The 15,803-nt window shown below is 62.5% G+C and carries 11 protein-coding genes; 9 read left to right on the forward strand and 2 right to left on the reverse strand.

Annotated elements, in window-relative coordinates; translation table 11 throughout:
• Positions 1–235: 235 nt before the first annotated feature.
• Positions 236–1,882 (reverse strand): alkaline phosphatase D family protein, encoded by a 1,647-nt coding sequence (locus IEW00_RS05300; RefSeq protein WP_188513345.1) that lies wholly within the window; start codon positions 1,880–1,882, stop codon positions 236–238.
• A 210-nt stretch (positions 1,883–2,092) separates the two neighbouring features.
• Between IEW00_RS05300 and IEW00_RS05305 the strand changes: the two genes are divergently transcribed.
• The 9 genes from IEW00_RS05305 to IEW00_RS05345 all read left to right on the forward strand — a co-directional run bounded on the left by IEW00_RS05305 (position 2,093) and on the right by IEW00_RS05345 (position 14,625).
• Positions 2,093–2,503 (forward strand): hypothetical protein, encoded by a 411-nt coding sequence (locus IEW00_RS05305; RefSeq protein WP_188513346.1) that lies wholly within the window; start codon positions 2,093–2,095, stop codon positions 2,501–2,503.
• A gap of 447 nt (positions 2,504–2,950) precedes the next feature.
• Entirely contained in the window at positions 2,951–4,519 is a 1,569-nt protein-coding gene (locus IEW00_RS05310; RefSeq protein ID WP_188513347.1) for a beta-helix domain-containing protein, read from the forward strand.
• Positions 4,520–4,578: 59 nt separating this feature from the next.
• Positions 4,579–7,275 carry a TonB-dependent receptor domain-containing protein gene (locus tag IEW00_RS05315; protein WP_188513348.1) on the forward strand — a complete coding sequence of 899 codons (2,697 nt, stop codon included), beginning with the start codon at positions 4,579–4,581 and terminating at the stop codon, positions 7,273–7,275.
• A gap of 197 nt (positions 7,276–7,472) precedes the next feature.
• The gene (locus IEW00_RS05320) at positions 7,473–8,372 is read left to right on the forward strand and encodes a type II secretion system protein N (RefSeq protein ID WP_188513349.1); all 900 of its coding nucleotides are present in this window, start codon (positions 7,473–7,475) and stop codon (positions 8,370–8,372) included.
• Complete coding sequence (gspD, locus tag IEW00_RS05325) at positions 8,369–10,600, forward strand: type II secretion system secretin GspD (RefSeq protein ID WP_188513350.1); 2,232 nt, start codon at positions 8,369–8,371, stop codon at positions 10,598–10,600. The genes IEW00_RS05320 and gspD overlap by 4 nt, the downstream gene beginning before the upstream one ends.
• Before the next feature lie 92 nt (positions 10,601–10,692).
• Positions 10,693–12,186: a type II secretion system ATPase GspE gene (gene gspE, locus IEW00_RS05330; RefSeq protein ID WP_229736892.1), complete on the forward strand. Its 1,494-nt coding sequence runs from the start codon at positions 10,693–10,695 to the stop codon at positions 12,184–12,186.
• Positions 12,179–13,384, forward strand: coding sequence for a type II secretion system inner membrane protein GspF (gene gspF / locus IEW00_RS05335; RefSeq protein WP_188513352.1), 1,206 nt, complete (start codon positions 12,179–12,181; stop codon positions 13,382–13,384). Before gspE ends, gspF begins: the two co-directional genes overlap by 8 nt.
• Before the next feature lie 71 nt (positions 13,385–13,455).
• Entirely contained in the window at positions 13,456–13,923 is a 468-nt protein-coding gene (gene gspG / locus IEW00_RS05340) for a type II secretion system major pseudopilin GspG (RefSeq protein WP_308419312.1), read from the forward strand.
• Between the two features lie 81 nt (positions 13,924–14,004).
• Positions 14,005–14,625, forward strand: a complete 621-nt coding sequence (locus IEW00_RS05345) for a GspH/FimT family pseudopilin (protein ID WP_229736829.1) — start codon at positions 14,005–14,007, stop codon at positions 14,623–14,625.
• Here the strand turns inward: IEW00_RS05345 and IEW00_RS05350 are convergent, their stop codons facing one another.
• The gene (locus tag IEW00_RS05350; protein ID WP_188513353.1) at positions 14,626–15,792 is read right to left on the reverse strand and encodes an alpha-hydroxy acid oxidase; all 1,167 of its coding nucleotides are present in this window, start codon (positions 15,790–15,792) and stop codon (positions 14,626–14,628) included.
• Positions 15,793–15,803: the final 11 nt, after the last annotated feature.

The following is a 15,803-nucleotide window of genomic DNA, read 5'->3' on the forward strand; positions in this document are numbered from 1 at the left end:
GCGGCCGCGACGATCCGCATCAGTGCGGGGCGCGGCGCTGCCAACAGTCTAGGGGGCGTCCGACAGGCGAGCAAAGCTTTTCGGCAGGCGACACGGCAGCATCGACCAACGGATGCACCGCCTTGGCGGCAACCGTGGAAGGTCGCCGCCAGAAGCGATGTACCGGATAGCCCGGATCGTCAGGCAGGCGCCATCAGGCAGGCGCCATCAGGCAGGCGCCATCAGGCAGGCGCCATCAGGCAGGCATGGCGATCGTCCGCTTACCGGGCTCAACGCTCAGGCTGGTGCTGCCGGCAAGATCGGTGCTGCGTTCGCGGATCGTGCGCAGTTTGTGCCAGTGCGCGGTGGCGCTGTCCTGGGTCAGCTGCAGTGTCATATAGCCGCGCGAGCTGGTGTCGGCCCATTTGAGCTGCGGGTTGGCGCGGACCAGCGCGCCTGCAACATCCTGGGGTGCGATCGTCGGTGCATAAGCTTCGAAGCCTGGTGAACTGATCGAATGGCCGGCGAACTCGACACCGGCGGGCTTGCCGCCTGCATCCAGATCAAAGCCCCAGCCGTTGTGGCTGTCACCCGATAGCACGACCAGATCGGCATCGGCGGCTTGCGCGGACTTGAGCAATGCCTCGCGCTGGACGGGATAGCCATCCCATGCGTCCATGTTGAACGGCAGGCCCGCCTTGCTTGCGGCCAGGCCCGCTGCCGAGCGGGTCCGCACGATCTGCGGCGCATCCTTGGGAACCCAGTCTGCGGTTTCCTGCGGCAGCTTGAGCGATCCCATCACGCACTGCTGCGCCCAGACCTGCCAGCGGGTGCCCGATGCCTTTGATGCCTTGAACTCGTCGCCCAGCCAGCGTGCCTGATCATCGCCCAGCATCCTGCGGGCAGGGTCGACCCATTTCTCGTCGCGGAACTTGGCAAGCGATGCGGCCATGTCGCCGCCACCGGCAAAGGCTTCGGCCAGTTCGGCGGGCTTGTCGCGACCCGACAGACGGCTTTCGGTGCGGATCAGTGTCGCCAGATTGCCGATCTGATAGCTGCGCCACAGGGTATCGGCAGGTGCCAGATCGGCGACCGGCATCCATTCGCGATAGACCTGCTCGGCAATCCGGCGGCGCGCCATGTAGTCGCCCTCGGTCTCGCTCTGATGGTTCTGCGCGCCCTCGCGCCAGGCGTCGTTGGCGATTTCGTGATCGTCCCACATCGCGATCATCGGCACCACCTGATGCAGCCGCTGCAGATCCGCATCGAGCCGATAGCTGGAATAGCGCAGACGGTAATCGGCGAGCGTCACCATCTCGTGATCGGGCTGCACGCTGCGCCCCGGCAGTGCCTGGCTGCGCGTGGGATACACGTCGAGACCGTATTCATAAAGATAGTCGCCGGTGTGGACGGCCAGATCGATGTCGTTGCGCCCGGCGGCGTGGGCATAGCCGTTGAACCAGCCAAAGGGCAGGTTGGAGCACGAGAACACACCGATGTTGAAGCCTTTGGTTTCACCGACTGGAAGCGTGCGGGTGCGGCCTGTCGGCGATGTGCTGCCGTCCGCAGCAACAAAGCGATAGAAGTACCAGCTGTCAGGCTTCAGCCCCGATACGGTAAGTTTGGCGATGTGATCGCGCGCGCCGCTGACGGTAACCGAACCGCCGCCGATGGGTTTTGCGAAATCGGGGGTAGGGGATATCTCTGCGGTCAACCGGGTGTCGCTATCGCCGACATAGCGGGTCCACAGCAGCACCGAGTCGCCCGAGGGTTCGCCGCTCGCGACGCCATGGGTGAAGCCGCGCCCGGCAAACAAAGCCTGCGCAGCGCCAGGGATCGACAGTGCCGCAAGGCCGAACGTGCCAGCCTTGATCAAGAGTCTGCGATCGATCTTCATGGTCATGGCACGGCATCTCCCTGGGTGTTTTTCCGCCCTCATCGGACGGCGCAGCCGCGTGATGATCAACTCTCGTGTCGTAGGTGTGACAATCCACCGAAATTTCGAAGATTACAGAAATATGACATTTAAATGTATTTCATGTGACATTGATATTGCATCGGTTGTCACACAAGCGTAGCTTTCCTCCTGTCACATCAGGAAAGGACCAATGACATGAACACCAAAGTTATCACATTCGCGGCTCTGGCCGCCCTCGGCATGGCTGCGCCTGGCTTTGCTCAGCCTGTGCAGAACCGGGTGGCGGCGACCGAAATCGGCTATGAAGCAGGATCGCTCGGCTATGCCGCGATGTTGCAGGGCAATTATTCGGCCGCTCTCGACCAGATGCAGGCCGCTGAAAAACAGGTTTCTCCGGCCGCCCGCCGCGATCCCGCACGGTTGATCAACATGGGTCTGGCTTATGCCAAGATGGGCGACACGGCTTCAGCTCGCGCACACTATCAGGCTGCGATCGATGCCCCGGGATCGTTTGATATCATTCTGTCCGACGGACGTGTGATGGACAGCCGCATTGCAGCGCGGCACGCTCTGCGCCGCCTCAATCAGGGCTATGCGCGCCGCTGATTGACGACACTCCTGCACGATCGAACATCACCGCCCGGTCGAACATGGTTCGGCCGGGCTTTTACATGGGCGAAGGCCTTATCGACGGGCAACGACCTCGACAGTTGTAAATTTGTCACCTGCTTACATATTATGCGCTTCATCCGATTGGCCGATTGACCGTCGAAGGCCGCATGCGAGGGGGCATCTGGCTTGGTGTCCAGACTAGAAACATAAATCTTTTAATATGTTAGCCGTCTTGTGCCACGCCCTGACGCGCCACTGTCACATAAGACTCCAAATTGTCATAATCCTGTCTTTGCGGTGTCATCGAAATAGCGCCGCAGGTTCATCTTGCCTGCCTATCTGCCCTCTCGAACGGCGTTCCAGGGGGTGGAATCAGCTCATCTCCGCTTCGTTCCTGAAAAGCCGACAGCAACGCCTGTCAAGATTTGCGGAGATTCCAAGATGCTTAATGCACGTGTTCGTTCGGTTCTGATGGCCTCGGCCGCAGCTTTGGTGGTGACCGCTTGCGGCGCAGACGACATCGCATCGCCCGGCGAGGGCGTTATTATCGTTCCGGCTCCGGCACCCGCCCCGGCCCCGACGCCTACTCCCACGCCCACCCCGACTCCGCCGGCCTTGGCGACGCCCGCAGCGGCATGCCCTTCGTCGGTCTTTACCGATCGTGGCACAATCTCAGGACCGACCGGTACCTATCGCAACTGCGAATTCCCCAGCCGGTTCACCGCGAACACCCAGGTCGCGCGCGCTCCTGGCGTGATCTATTCGATGGGCGGCCGCGTTGACGTGGGCACCGACCAGGGCCCCACCAGCACCGGTACCAACGTGATCCTGACGATCGATCCGGGCGTAGTCGTCTTTGCCAGCGGCGCGGCGTTCCTGGCCGTCAACCGTGGTAACCAGATCGACGCAGTCGGCACTGCAACCCAGCCGATCATCTTCACCGGCCGGCAGAACATCACCGGTGCAGCCACGGATGCGACTTCGCAGCTGTGGGGCGGCATCGTTCTTCTGGGTCGCGCACCGATCACCGATTGCCTGGCATCGGGCGCAACCCCCGGTACCGCTGCATGCGAGCGCGATACCGAAGGCACCAGCAACGCTCTGTACGGCGGTGCGTCGCCCGCAGACAGCAGCGGTCGCATGCGCTATGTGCAGATCCGCTATTCGGGCTTCGTGCTCGAGCGCAACAGCGAGCTGCAGGGCCTGACCCCATCGGGAACGGGCTCGGGAACCGAACTGCAGTACATCCAGGTCCACAACAGCTCGGATGACGGCATCGAAGTTTTTGGTGGACGCGGCAACGCCAAGCACCTGGTCATCACCGGCGCGGAAGATGACAGCTTCGATACCGATGTCGGCTACAAGGGCTTTGTCCAGTACATGATCGCCATCCAGCGTTCGGACATCGGCGACTCGATGCTTGAAATCGACTCGGACAACGCCAACGACGGCCAGACCCCGCGCCAGAACGTGCGGCTTTCCAACTTCACCTTCATCAAGAACGGCGACAACCGCGCTGGCAACAATGGCACAGCCATCCTCCTGCGCGGCGGTGCCGACTATTCGTTCTTCAATGGTGTGATGGTCAGCCCACAGTTGCCCTGCCTGGCCGTCAGCCGCGCCCAGACCGCTTCGACCACTGCCAACGCAGCCATCGATGAAGCTGGTGCTCCTGTGTTCCGGTCGGTGCAGTTCCAGTGCCCATCGGGTAACGCATTCAGCGGCCGCAACGGTGTCACGAACGAACAGGTCGCAGCCCTGTTCAACGCCGGGACGAATGTCAGCTCGACATTCTCGCCAACCCTGTCGGCCATCTACATCAATGGCAGCGCTGAAACCGCAATTACCGCCTTCGATGCCTCGACGATCAATCCGTTCTTCGACCGGACGACCTATATCGGTGCGGTTCGTGACGCGAACGATCGTTGGTTTGCGGGTTGGACCTGCAACTCGAACTTCGCCAACTTTGGGGCAACCAGCGGAAGCTGCACTTCTATCCCTGTGATTTGATCAAGCTAGTCTAAGGGTCGGGCCGGTCGGCTCGACCCCCCGAATTTATGGGGGTTTTTATGCGAATGCCGCTATCGTTTGCGGGCTCATTGTTACTGAGCACTGCACTTGTTGCTCCATCCAGCGCGTGGGCGCAATCAACCGATGCGGGGGCAGGTGTTTCCCCCACCCAGGACTCACAGCCCAGTCCTGATGCTGGTGAGGAAGATGTTGAGATTTCCGGTCCCGGCGCTGGCGGGCAGGAAATCGTCGTTCGCGGTCGGTTCATCCCCAACACGCTGCGCGCGAACACAGAAGTCGTCTCGGTGCTGTCATCGGCGGATATCGCGCGCACCGGCGAAGGCGATATTGCCGGGGCACTCGAGCGTGTCACCGGACTGAGCGTCGTCGGCAACGGTTTCGTGTATGTCCGCGGTCTGGGCGACCGCTATTCGTTGGCTTTGCTCAATGGCTCGCCGTTGCCAAGTCCTGAGCCGCTCAAACGTGTTGTTCCACTGGATATTTTTCCCACGAGCGTGATCGCATCATCGGTTGTCCAGAAGACGTTCTCGGCGAGCTACCCGGGTGAGTTCGGCGGGGGTGCCATCAACCTCACGACGATTGCGACCCCCAGCGAGCCGTTTTTCAACCTTTCGTTCAGCGTTGGTGGCGACACCGAAACCACCGGAAATCTCGGCTACACCTATTTCGGGTCGCGGACTGACTGGACCGGTTTTGACGACGGCACACGCGATATTCCGCCATTGCTGAACGCCGCGCTGAACAGCGGCCGCCCGATTTTGCCGGGCGCCGACTTCTCTCTGGACGAGTTGAAGGCCATCCAGCTCGAACTCGTCAATGCGCCAACCACAGTTTTGCAGCGCAACGACAATATTCCGGTCAACTGGTCGGCAGGGTTTTCGGGTGGGACGACGATCCCGTTCGGGGATTCCGAATTGGGGCTGATCGCTTCGGCCAATATCAGCAACAAGTGGCTGACCCGGCAAACGCTCCAGCAGACTGCGAGTACGCTTGATCTGTCGGGAACCCCTGCATCGGATTTCACCCGCGTCATCACGGATAACCGGATTGTTGTCAGTGGCCTGTTGGGTGCTGCGCTTGAATTTGGCGAGCACAAGCTGCGCTGGACCAACCTGTACATTCGGGACACGTTGAAGCAGGCACGCCTCGGCATCGGTACGAACATCAATACCTTCCAGACCGAACTTCTCGAGCAGGATACCGCTTGGTTCGAGCGCCAGCTGATCAACTCGCAGCTTGTAGGTGAATTCAAGTTCGACGCGCTCTCAGTGAACGCCAGAGGCGGGTACGCCAACTCTCAGCGGGAAGCGCCCTATGAGCGCGGGTTCACTTATGTCCGCTCGACGGTTGATGATCCCAATAACCCGCTTGGCCGCAAGTTCATCAATGACCTTGGCGGATCATCTCAGGGCGCGGCGTCGCTTGCATTTAGCGATCTCAATGAAGACCTGTGGTTCGGTGCGGTTGACCTTGCGTATGAATTGACGCCCGATATTACTGCTTCGGTCGGCTATGCTTACTCCGATGCATCGCGCAGTTCGGTTCGTCGTGCATTCCTGTATCGTGCACCTGGCATTCCAACCACCGTGCAGCAGCTGCGGCCTGACTTCCTGCTGTCTGATGCCAGCATCCAGCTGTATGATATCTTCCTGATCGAAACATCGGCGCAAGATGGAACGGCTGCGTTCCAGGCCGACCTCACGACCAACGCTGGCTATTTCCAGCTGCAGATCAATATGGCAGAGGGCCTGAACCTGAATGCTGGCGTACGTTATGAAGACGCCAAGCAGACTGTCGTGCCCGTCGATCTGTTCTCCAGCGGTGCCTCGGCCATCGTTCCGACGAACATCAACAACGATTATTTCCTGCCAACCGCGACGCTGACCTGGGAATTCCTGCCCGATATGCAGCTTCGCTTTAACGTGTCGAGCACGATTGCTCGTCCGCAGTTCCGTGAACTGATCGCGCAGGTTTTCCAGGACACCGACAGCAACCGTATCTTCCGCGGCAACCCCTCGTTGCAGGACAGCCGGCTGATCAATGCGGAAGCCCGGTATGAATGGTATTTTGATCGGGATCAGCGTTTGTCTGCTGCTGCGTTCTACAAATCGATCGATAATCCCATCGAAACGTTCACCTCCAACTCTGACAACCTTGTCAACTCGAGCTTCGCCAACGCTCCCAAGGCAACGCTGTATGGGGCCGAAATCGAAGCCGTTAAGTACTTCGACATGTCGAACTGGGTCGATGGATCGTTCTTTGCCAGCCGCCGTCTGCTGCTGCTGGCTAACTACACCTACACCCAGTCCGAGCTGAAGGTTGGTCCCAACGACGTGACCGTGGTCAATGGATTGAGTTCGGACGCGTCGAACTTCTTCATCGATGGTGCGCCATTGACGGGGCAGTCGGACCATCTGGTCAATCTGCAAATCGGCCTTGAAGACACTGAACGGTTATCGCAGCAGACGCTTTTGCTGATCTATAACAGCGATCGCGTCACCAGCCGTGGTCCTTCGGGACAGCCCGACATTTTCGAACGTCCAGGTCTCAGGCTTGATTTCGTTGTCCGGCAGGGCATCCGTCTGGCAGGGGTCGACGCCGAGTTGAAATTCGAGGCGCGCAATATCACCAGAACGAAGTATCAGGAATTGCAGGAAGTCGGCGACAACCGGATATTCTACAACCGGTACGATCTGGGTGCTTCCTACAGCATCGGGTTGACTGCAAACTTCTAACCTACCCAAGTTCGGTCGTATCGGATCGACGTCAAAGGGGCCGGCGCAATACCGGCCCCTTTTTTCGTGGGGATTGTGGCAACAGACCTATACTTCGCAATTCAAAATTATGTCATATACCTGTAATCCAACCGTCATGCGCTGCGCCTAGCAGCGTGTCAGGGCCAAGGGGATCGGCCCGCGAAGGGGAATGATTCGTGGCATCAGCGGCCCATTCTGGCGCGCAGACGGGCCTTGGTGCTTCCCTTTCCCGATTCCGGTCGGCAAGGTTTGCGCGCTCAGACAACGGTTTTGCCAGGTTTCTTCCGGTCGGCCTGTATGGCTGGCTGCGGGCGCTGCTGGTTCTGGCGCTGATCATCCAGCTCGCGCGGCTCATCTGGACGGTCGTGACCCCGATTGCACCGCTGGGCGACTGGCAGGCGCGCACCGCCAATGTGATGTCGGCCCCTTCGCGTGCGGCCTTGTTCGCCAGTTTCGATGGATTCGATCGCGCCGCGGCTGCCACAGGCGATGCCAGCGCGGCGGTGACCTCGCTCGATCTGACGCTGTACGGCCTGCGGATGAACGAGGCTTCGGGCGGCGGCTCGGCGATCATCGCCGGATCTGATGGCGTCCAACGCAGCTATGATGTCGGCGAGGAGGTCGCATCGGGCGTGACACTGGTACAGGTGCTGTTCGATCACGTCGTGCTTGAGCGGGGTGGATTGCGCGAGAGCCTGTTCATCGATCAATCGGTCCCGGCAGATACGGTAGGTGACACTGCGGCTGCACCCGCCACCGGCGCGCAGCCGCTGCCCGTGGTGCAGGCAGGCCCGCTGACCGCCGAGGCGATCACTGCCGGGATTAGCTTTGCGCCGCGCACCGAAAACGGTCGCGCGACCGGGTTTGCGGTCACCCCCAAGGCCGATGGTGCGGTGTTCGCGCAGGCCGGGTTCAAACCCGGTGATATCGTCGTTGAAATCAATGGCCGCAAGGTCAGTTCCGTTGCAGATGGCGCGGCGCTGGCAGGGCAGCTTCGCCCCGGAGCCCGGCTGTCGTTGCTTGTCGAGCGCGGCACCGAGACCCTTCCCATCGCGCTGATCATCCCGGAACCATGAAAAAACACATTTCAACTTTGGCGCTCTGCGCCGCGCTCGCCCTTGCACCGATGGTGACAGGGCCTCTGGCCGCGCAGCACAGCCTGAACGTCCGCGATGCCGATGTCCGTGCATTTATCGAGGATGCAGCCTCGGTCACCGGCCGAACGTTCATCATCGATGGCCGGGTGCAGGGCAAGGTTTCGGTGGTTACCGACCGGCCCTTGAGCCGCAGCGAGTATTTCGAGGTATTCCTCTCGACCCTGCGCGCCAACGGGCTGATCGCGGTGCCGACCGCGAATGGCGCGTACCGCATCCAGCCGACCGATGGCGCAGCCTCTGCTCCGGGCCGGGTCGGCAGCCGTGGTGGACAGAACGAGTTCGTCACCGAAGTCTTCCGTCTGCGCGCGATCGATGCCACCACTGCGGTGGAAACGTTGCGGCCATTGGTCAGCCGTGAAGGGTCGATCACCGCCAACCCCAGCGGCAACAGCCTGGTTGTCGCCGATTATGCCGACAACATCCGCCGCATCCGCGCGCTGATCGGCCAGATCGACCGCGACAACGCGACCACGCAGGTGATCACGCTCAACCATGCTGGCGCGCGCGAAATCGCGATGACGCTGCAGCAGCTCAGCCCCGCCCCCGGTGGCGGCGCGGAAGGCGGCGGGGGCGGGGCGCCTCTGGTCTCGGTGGTCGCGGTGGACAGCAGCAACTCGGTCGCCCTGCGCGGTGACGCGCCGACCATCGCCCGGCTGACTGCGATCGCCCGCGAACTGGATGCGCGCGCCGCCAATGGCAGCGAGATCCGCGTGATCTGGCTTGATTATGCCGACGCCCAGCAGTTGGTACCCGTGCTGCAGATGATGGCGGGTGGACAGGCCAATGGCGGCGGGATGCAGCCCTTGTCGGCGGCCTCGGTCGCGCCTCAGATCGCAGCAGCAGGTGGCGCGGCCCCCGCAGCCGCGTCAGGCCCCGTTGGGGGGGCAGTGGCGCTCTCCAATGGTCGTGGTCAGGCGATCATCACGCGCTATGAAGGCGCGAATGCTGTGATTATCGCTGCGCCGGTGGACGTCCAGCGATCTTTGTCCGAGCTGGTACGGCAGCTCGATATCCGCCAGGAACAGGTGCTGGTCGAGGCGATCATCGTCGAGATTTCGGACCGGGTCGCACGCGAGCTGGGTGTACAGTTTCTGATCGGCGGCAAGGACATTCCGTTCCTGGTCACGCCGTTCTCCAACGTCACGCCCAATATCCTGGATATCGCAGGCGGCATCCTCGCCAACGAGCTCGATCAGACGACCACGGTCCTCAACGGCAATGTCGTCACCACCAGCACCAACAGCGCGACCGGGGATTTCCTCCGCCAGAACGCTGCCAACCGCATCCTTGGGGCGCGTGGCGGCTATTCGGGCTTTGCTGCAGATATCGGCAACAACCGCGTGCTTGGTGCGATCATCAACGCGGTCCAGGAGGACAGCGAGTCGAACATCCTGTCGACGCCCTCGCTGACGGTAAACGACAATGTGCAGGGCTCGATCCTGTTCGGTCAGGAAATCCCGATCAGCACCGGCGAGGCACTGTCGGACAATTTCGACAACGCCTTCCGCACCATCCAGCGGCAGAATGTCGGTATCGAGCTCGAGGTGAAGCCGCAGATTAATGCAGGCAATCAGGTCAAGCTCGACATCCGGCAGGAGGTCAGCTCGATCGCCGGGCCGGTGAGCAACGACTTCAACGAGCTGATTATCAACAAGCGCGAGGTCAAGACCACGGTCACGGTCAAGGACCGCGAGATCATCGCCCTTGGTGGCCTGCTCGACGACAACGAGCGTCGGACGATCCAGAAGATCCCGTTGCTGGGCGATATCCCGATCATCGGCGAGCTGTTCAAATCGCGCGGGCGCGAGCGGACCAAGACCAACCTGATGGTGTTCATCCGCCCGACCATCCTGCGCACCGCCGAGGATGCACAGGCGATCGCCGCGCGCCGGTACAACTATGTCCGCGCGGCGCAGGTCGAGTTCAACCCCAAGGTCGAGCCTTCGATCGACGCCATCGTGCGCGATTATCTGGGCGCCAACGTTCCCGTCGCGCCGCCTATCGGCCCGAACGACCAGGTTATCCTGCCGCGCGCGATGCCCAACAGCGGCCCGCTGGATAGTACCACCTTGCCTCCCAGCCAGCCGGGCCAGGGCGCTGTTGATGGTCAGGGCGAGCTGCCACCTTTGCGGGGAGACCAGCCATGAAGATCCGCAAGGGCAATACAGCCGAGGCCGCGCCCGATCTCGCAACAGTCGATGCACCGCTGGACCTGTCGGTCAACCGCAGCCTGGCACGGATGATGCTCGACATCCCTTATGGCTTTGCCCGCGACAACGGCGTGGTGATGCTGGGAGAGGCCGATGGGCGGCTCAAGGTCGCGCTGCGCGAAGGCGCGGACCCGATCGTGCTGCTCGAGGTGCGGCGCTATCTGGCGATATCGTTCGATGTCGAGATGGCTCCGGTGGCGCAGTTCGAACGGTATCTGTCGGATCATTATGCGGTCGAGGGCAATGCCGCGGCGATGGCGAGTTCGATGAACATCGATGGCAGCGATCTGGAGATGCTGGCGAGCGACCTGCCCAGCGCCGAGGATCTGCTCGACAGCGCCGACGATGCGCCCGCGATCCGGCTGATCAACGGCGTGATCGCCGAGGCGGCACGGCAGGGCGTCTCGGATATCCATATCGAGCCTTACGAGACCGGCCTGGTCATCCGCATGCGGATGGACGGCGTGCTGCAGGAAAAGCTGCGGATGCCGCCCAATGTCGCGCCGGTGATCGTCAGCCGCATCAAGGTGATGGCGCGGCTCGACATTGCCGAACGCCGCATCCCGCAGGATGGCCGAATCGGGCTGACCATCGGCGGCAAACTGCTCGACGTGCGCGTCTCGACGCTGCCCAGCAGGGCAGGGGAGCGCGTCGTGCTGCGTCTGCTCGACAAGGAAAACGCCAACATGGATCTGGGGCTGCTGGGCATGAGCCCGCGCACCCACAAGATCCTCGCCGAGGCACTGTCTGAGCCCAACGGCATCGTGCTGGTCACAGGGCCCACCGGGTCGGGCAAGACGACAACGCTGTATTCGTGCCTCAAGCAATTGAACGATGGTTCGCGCAACATGCTCACCGTCGAGGATCCGGTCGAATACGCGATCGAGGGCGTCGGCCAGACCCAGGTCAATCCCAAGGTTGGGCTGACCTTCGCTGCGGGTCTGCGCGCGATTCTGCGCCAGGATCCCGATGTGGTGATGATCGGCGAAATCCGCGATCATGAGACCGCCGAGATTGCGGTGCAGGCCTCGCTGACCGGGCATCTGGTGCTGTCGACCGTCCACACCAACGATGCGATCGGCGCGATCACCCGGATGCGCGACATGAAGATCGAGCCGTTCCTGCTCGCCTCGACGCTGCGCGCGGTGGTGGCGCAGCGGCTGGTGCGGCGGCTGTGCCCCGAATGCCGCGAGCCGGTGCAGGCCGATGGCTCGCTCGCCTCGCTGCTCGGCTTCGACAAGGGCACCGTGGTGTATCGCCCAGTCGGCTGCGATTCGTGCAACCAGACAGGCTTTGCCGGCCGGATCGGCGTGTTCGAGGCGGTGCGGGTCGACGAGACCATCCGCCGCCTGATCAACGATGGCGGCGACGAGGCGATCATCTCGCGGCACGCCTTCCTCAACGCGCCCAACCTGGGTTCCGCAGCGCGTGAACTGGTCCGCACCGGGCAGACGACGGCAGAAGAGGCGATCCGCATATCAAGGCGCGAGGCCGAGCCGGTGCCCGAAACGGCCAATGGCTGACTTTGCCTATAAGGTGATTGATGCGGCCGGGCGCGAACGGCAGGGGCGCATCAGCGCGCCCTCCGATGCGCAGGCGCGCGCTGCGTTGATTCGCAAGGCATTCCACATCATCACCGTGGCGCCTGCGCCGCCGCGCAAGGCGCTGATTTCACAGCGCACCGCACGGCTCAGCCCCAAGCAGTTGACGCTGTTCACCCGGCAGATGTCGTCACTGATGAGCGTCAGCCCGCTCGAAGAGGCGCTGCGCACGATCAGCCGCCAGACCGAAAAGGCCAACGCCCGCGATGTGCTGATCAACGTCCACGCAGGGGTGATGGAGGGCCAGTCGCTCGCCGAATCGATGGCGCGCGAGCCGCGCAGCTTTCCGCCGCTGTTCCGCGCGATGATCAGTGCGGGCGAAAGCTCTGGCTCGCTGCCGGTGATCACCGAGCGGCTCGCCGCCCTGCTCGAGCAGCAGGCCGAGGTGCGCGGCAAGATCATCGGAGCGCTCGCCTATCCGATCATCCTGACCCTTGTGGCGTTCGGCGTGGTCGCGGGCCTGATGATCTCGGTGGTACCGCGCGTGGTCGAGCAGTTCGACAATGCCGCGACCCAGCTGCCGCTGATCACCCGGATCGTCATCGGCATTTCGGATTTCCTGAGCAACTGGTGGTGGGCGCTGTTCATTCTGACCGTGATCGCCGGGATCGCCTTCTGGCGTGCGATGCAGGTGAAGGCGTTCAAATACCGCTTCGATGGCATGCTGCTCAAATTGCCACTGATCGGGCGGCTGATCCGCGACATGAACGCCGCCAAGCTCGCGCGGACGCTGGCGACGATGGTGCACAGCCGGCTGCCGCTGCTCGAAGGCATGAAGCTCACCACGCGTACGGTGCGCAATGCGGTGCTGCGCGAGGCGCTCGAAGAGGCGGTCGAATCGATCCGTTCGGGTGGGTCGCTATCGGGTGCGCTCAGAAACGCGGGCACGTTTCCACCACTTCTGGTATATCTCGTTGCCAGCGGCGAGAGCGCGGGCCAGCTCGATACGATGCTCGAGCGCGCCGCCGATTATCTGGAGCGCGAGTTCCAGAACTTCACTTCCACCGCGATGGCGCTGCTTGAGCCTGCGATCATCGTGGTCATGGGCGGGGTGGTCGCCTTGATCATCTTGTCGATCCTGCTGCCGATCCTGCAGCTTCAGAACCTGACTGGCTTATGAGGAACATCATGTTGAAATCTATGTGGAACCCACTGCTGTTTTCCGGCGAAAGCCGGAATCGAGGGGCGAGATTGCGCCTGGCTGCTCTGGGCTCCGGCTTTCGCCGGAGAACGGGCAAGGACAGCGAACGCGGCTTTACCCTTGTCGAACTGATGGTGGTGATCTTCATCATCGGCCTGCTGGCGACTGTGGTCGTCATCAACGTGCTGCCCAGCCAGGACCGCGCAATGACCGAGAAAGCGCGCAGCGACATCGCGACATTGAGCCAGGCGCTTGAAATGTACCGGCTCGACAACCTCGCTTACCCCGGATCTGCCGAGGGACTGAACGCACTCGTCACCGCACCGCCGACGCTGGCGCAGCCGGGACGCTATCGCAGCGGCGGCTATATCAAGACGCTGCCGCAGGATCCCTGGGGCCGACCGTACCAGTACACCAGCCCCGGCACGACCGGCGCGTTCGATCTGTATTCGCTGGGCGCAGACGGCGCACCGGGCGGCGAGAACGAGAATGCGGATATTACTGCCGATGGGCTTTGACTCCCTAAATCCTCCCCTAGCTTGCTGGGGGAGGGGGACCGTTCGCGCAGCGAATGGTGGAGGGGCAGCAGGATCGTGCCAATGAAAACGATGTGCGCCTCGCTTCCCCTCCACCCCCGACCTTCGGTCGGCGGTCCCCCTCCCCGAGACAAGCTCGGGGAGGATTTGGTTGCGGCATGGGCCCCTGCCTGCGCAGGGGCGCTTCCGCGCAAGCGCGAAAGCGGCTTCACCCTGATCGAGCTGATGGTAACCCTGTTCATCATCGGCCTGGTCGCAGGCGCGGTGGTGCTGTCGCTCCCCGGAGACAGCGCAGCACTGTCCGAGGACGCCGACCGTTTTGCTGCCCGCGTCGCGGCGGCGCGGGATGAAGCCATCGTGAGTGCGCGGCCGATCGCGGTGTGGATCGCGCCTTCGGGCTATGGTTTCGATGCGCGGCAGGACCGGCAATGGGTGCCGCTCAATGCGCGCACGCTCGCCAACCGTGACTGGAAGCCGGGAACGGTTGCGACGATCGAGGGCGACGTTGCGCAGAATGCCGCGCCGCCGGGGACCGACCCCGCCTCTGCGCCGCCCTCGCGGGCCCGCTTCTGGTTCGATGCCACCGGCCTTCCCAACTCCCCGGTGGAGGTGGTGCTGTCACGCGGGGTGAACAGCGACCGGATCATCATCAGCGCGACCGGCGAAGTCGGCCGACCGCAATAATCACCGCCAGCGCAGGTTCTCGCGACCCAGCTGGTCAAGCCGGGTCACCCCCATCAGCTTCATGCCCCGCTCGATCTCACTGCGCAGATTGCCCAATGTCCGCTCGACCCCGCGTTGGCCGCCGGCGGCAAGCGCATAGAGATACAGTCGCCCGCCCGAACACGCCTTCGCGCCGACGCTCAAGGCTTTCAGCACATGCGTGCCGCGGGTAATGCCGCCATCGCAGATCACCTCGATCCGGTCGCCGACCGCATCGACGATCTCGGCCAATTGATCGAACGGCGCGCGGCTGCCATCGAGCTGGCGTCCGCCATGGTTGGAGACCATGATCGCGGTCGCGCCAATGGCCACGGCACGGCGGGCATCCTCGACGCTCATGATCCCCTTGAGGCAGAACGGGCCGCCCCATTGTTTGCGGATGTCTTCGGCCATCGCCCAGTCCATCGACTGGTCGAGCATGGTGTTGAAATAGTCCGCCACCGAGATTGCCGCGTTGGTTCCGGCGGCAATATGGCTTTCGAGGTTGGGCAGCGAGAACCGCTCGCGCCCCATATAATTGAGCGACCAGCCGGGATGCGTCGCAAAGCTCATCGCTGAACCGGGGGTCAGCCGGGGCGGTGAGGTGAAGCCGGTGTGCAGGCAGCGTTCGCGCTTGCCCGAGACGATGGTATCGACGGTGAGCGCCAGCGCATCGAACTTCGCTACCTTCGCCGCTTCGATCAATGCCGCGTTGAGGCCCTTGTCCTTGTGGACATAGAGCTGGAACATTTTGGGGCTGGAAATGCTGTCGCCGATCTCGGCGAGGCTGACCGTGGCGAGCGAGGATATGCCGAAGAAGGTGTTGAACTTCTGCGCAGCCGCACCGACCGCCTTTTCGCCGCGCCAGTGGAACAATCGCTGCAGCGCGGTCGGCGAGAGAAACAGCGGCATGTCGATCGTGCGGCCCATCAAGCTGGTCGACATGTCGATATCGGCCACGCCCGTCAGCACATTGGGGACGAGATCGCAGTCCTCATAGGCCGCCGTGTTGCGGCCTCGGGTCACCTCGTCATCGGCGGCGCCATCAATGTAATGAAACACCGGATAGGGCAGCTTCCTGCGCGCCAGTTCGCGAAAATCATCGACCGTATGGCAATCGGCCAGCCGCCGAACCGGAAAACGTCGCATTCGTATGTGCC

It is taken from the genome of Blastomonas aquatica, from assembly GCF_014639875.1.
Classification (GTDB): Bacteria; Pseudomonadota; Alphaproteobacteria; order Sphingomonadales; family Sphingomonadaceae; genus Blastomonas; species Blastomonas aquatica.

Bases quoted from the DNA above. Each gene is read 5' to 3' on its own strand.
- gspE (WP_229736892.1), top strand. From the start codon at position 10,693: ATGATGCTCGACATCCCTTATGGCTTTGCCCGCGACAACGGCGTGGTG.
- IEW00_RS05310 (WP_188513347.1), top strand. From the start codon at position 2,951: ATGCTTAATGCACGTGTTCGTTCGGTTCTGATGGCCTCGGCCGCAGCT.
- IEW00_RS05300 (WP_188513345.1), bottom strand. From the start codon at position 1,882: ATGACCATGAAGATCGATCGCAGACTCTTGATCAAGGCTGGCACGTTC.
- IEW00_RS05350 (WP_188513353.1), bottom strand. From the start codon at position 15,792: ATGCGACGTTTTCCGGTTCGGCGGCTGGCCGATTGCCATACGGTCGAT.
- gspD (WP_188513350.1), top strand. From the start codon at position 8,369: ATGAAAAAACACATTTCAACTTTGGCGCTCTGCGCCGCGCTCGCCCTT.
- IEW00_RS05315 (WP_188513348.1), top strand. From the start codon at position 4,579: ATGCGAATGCCGCTATCGTTTGCGGGCTCATTGTTACTGAGCACTGCA.
- gspF (WP_188513352.1), top strand. From the start codon at position 12,179: ATGGCTGACTTTGCCTATAAGGTGATTGATGCGGCCGGGCGCGAACGG.
- IEW00_RS05345 (WP_229736829.1), top strand. From the start codon at position 14,005: ATGAAAACGATGTGCGCCTCGCTTCCCCTCCACCCCCGACCTTCGGTC.
- IEW00_RS05305 (WP_188513346.1), top strand. From the start codon at position 2,093: ATGAACACCAAAGTTATCACATTCGCGGCTCTGGCCGCCCTCGGCATG.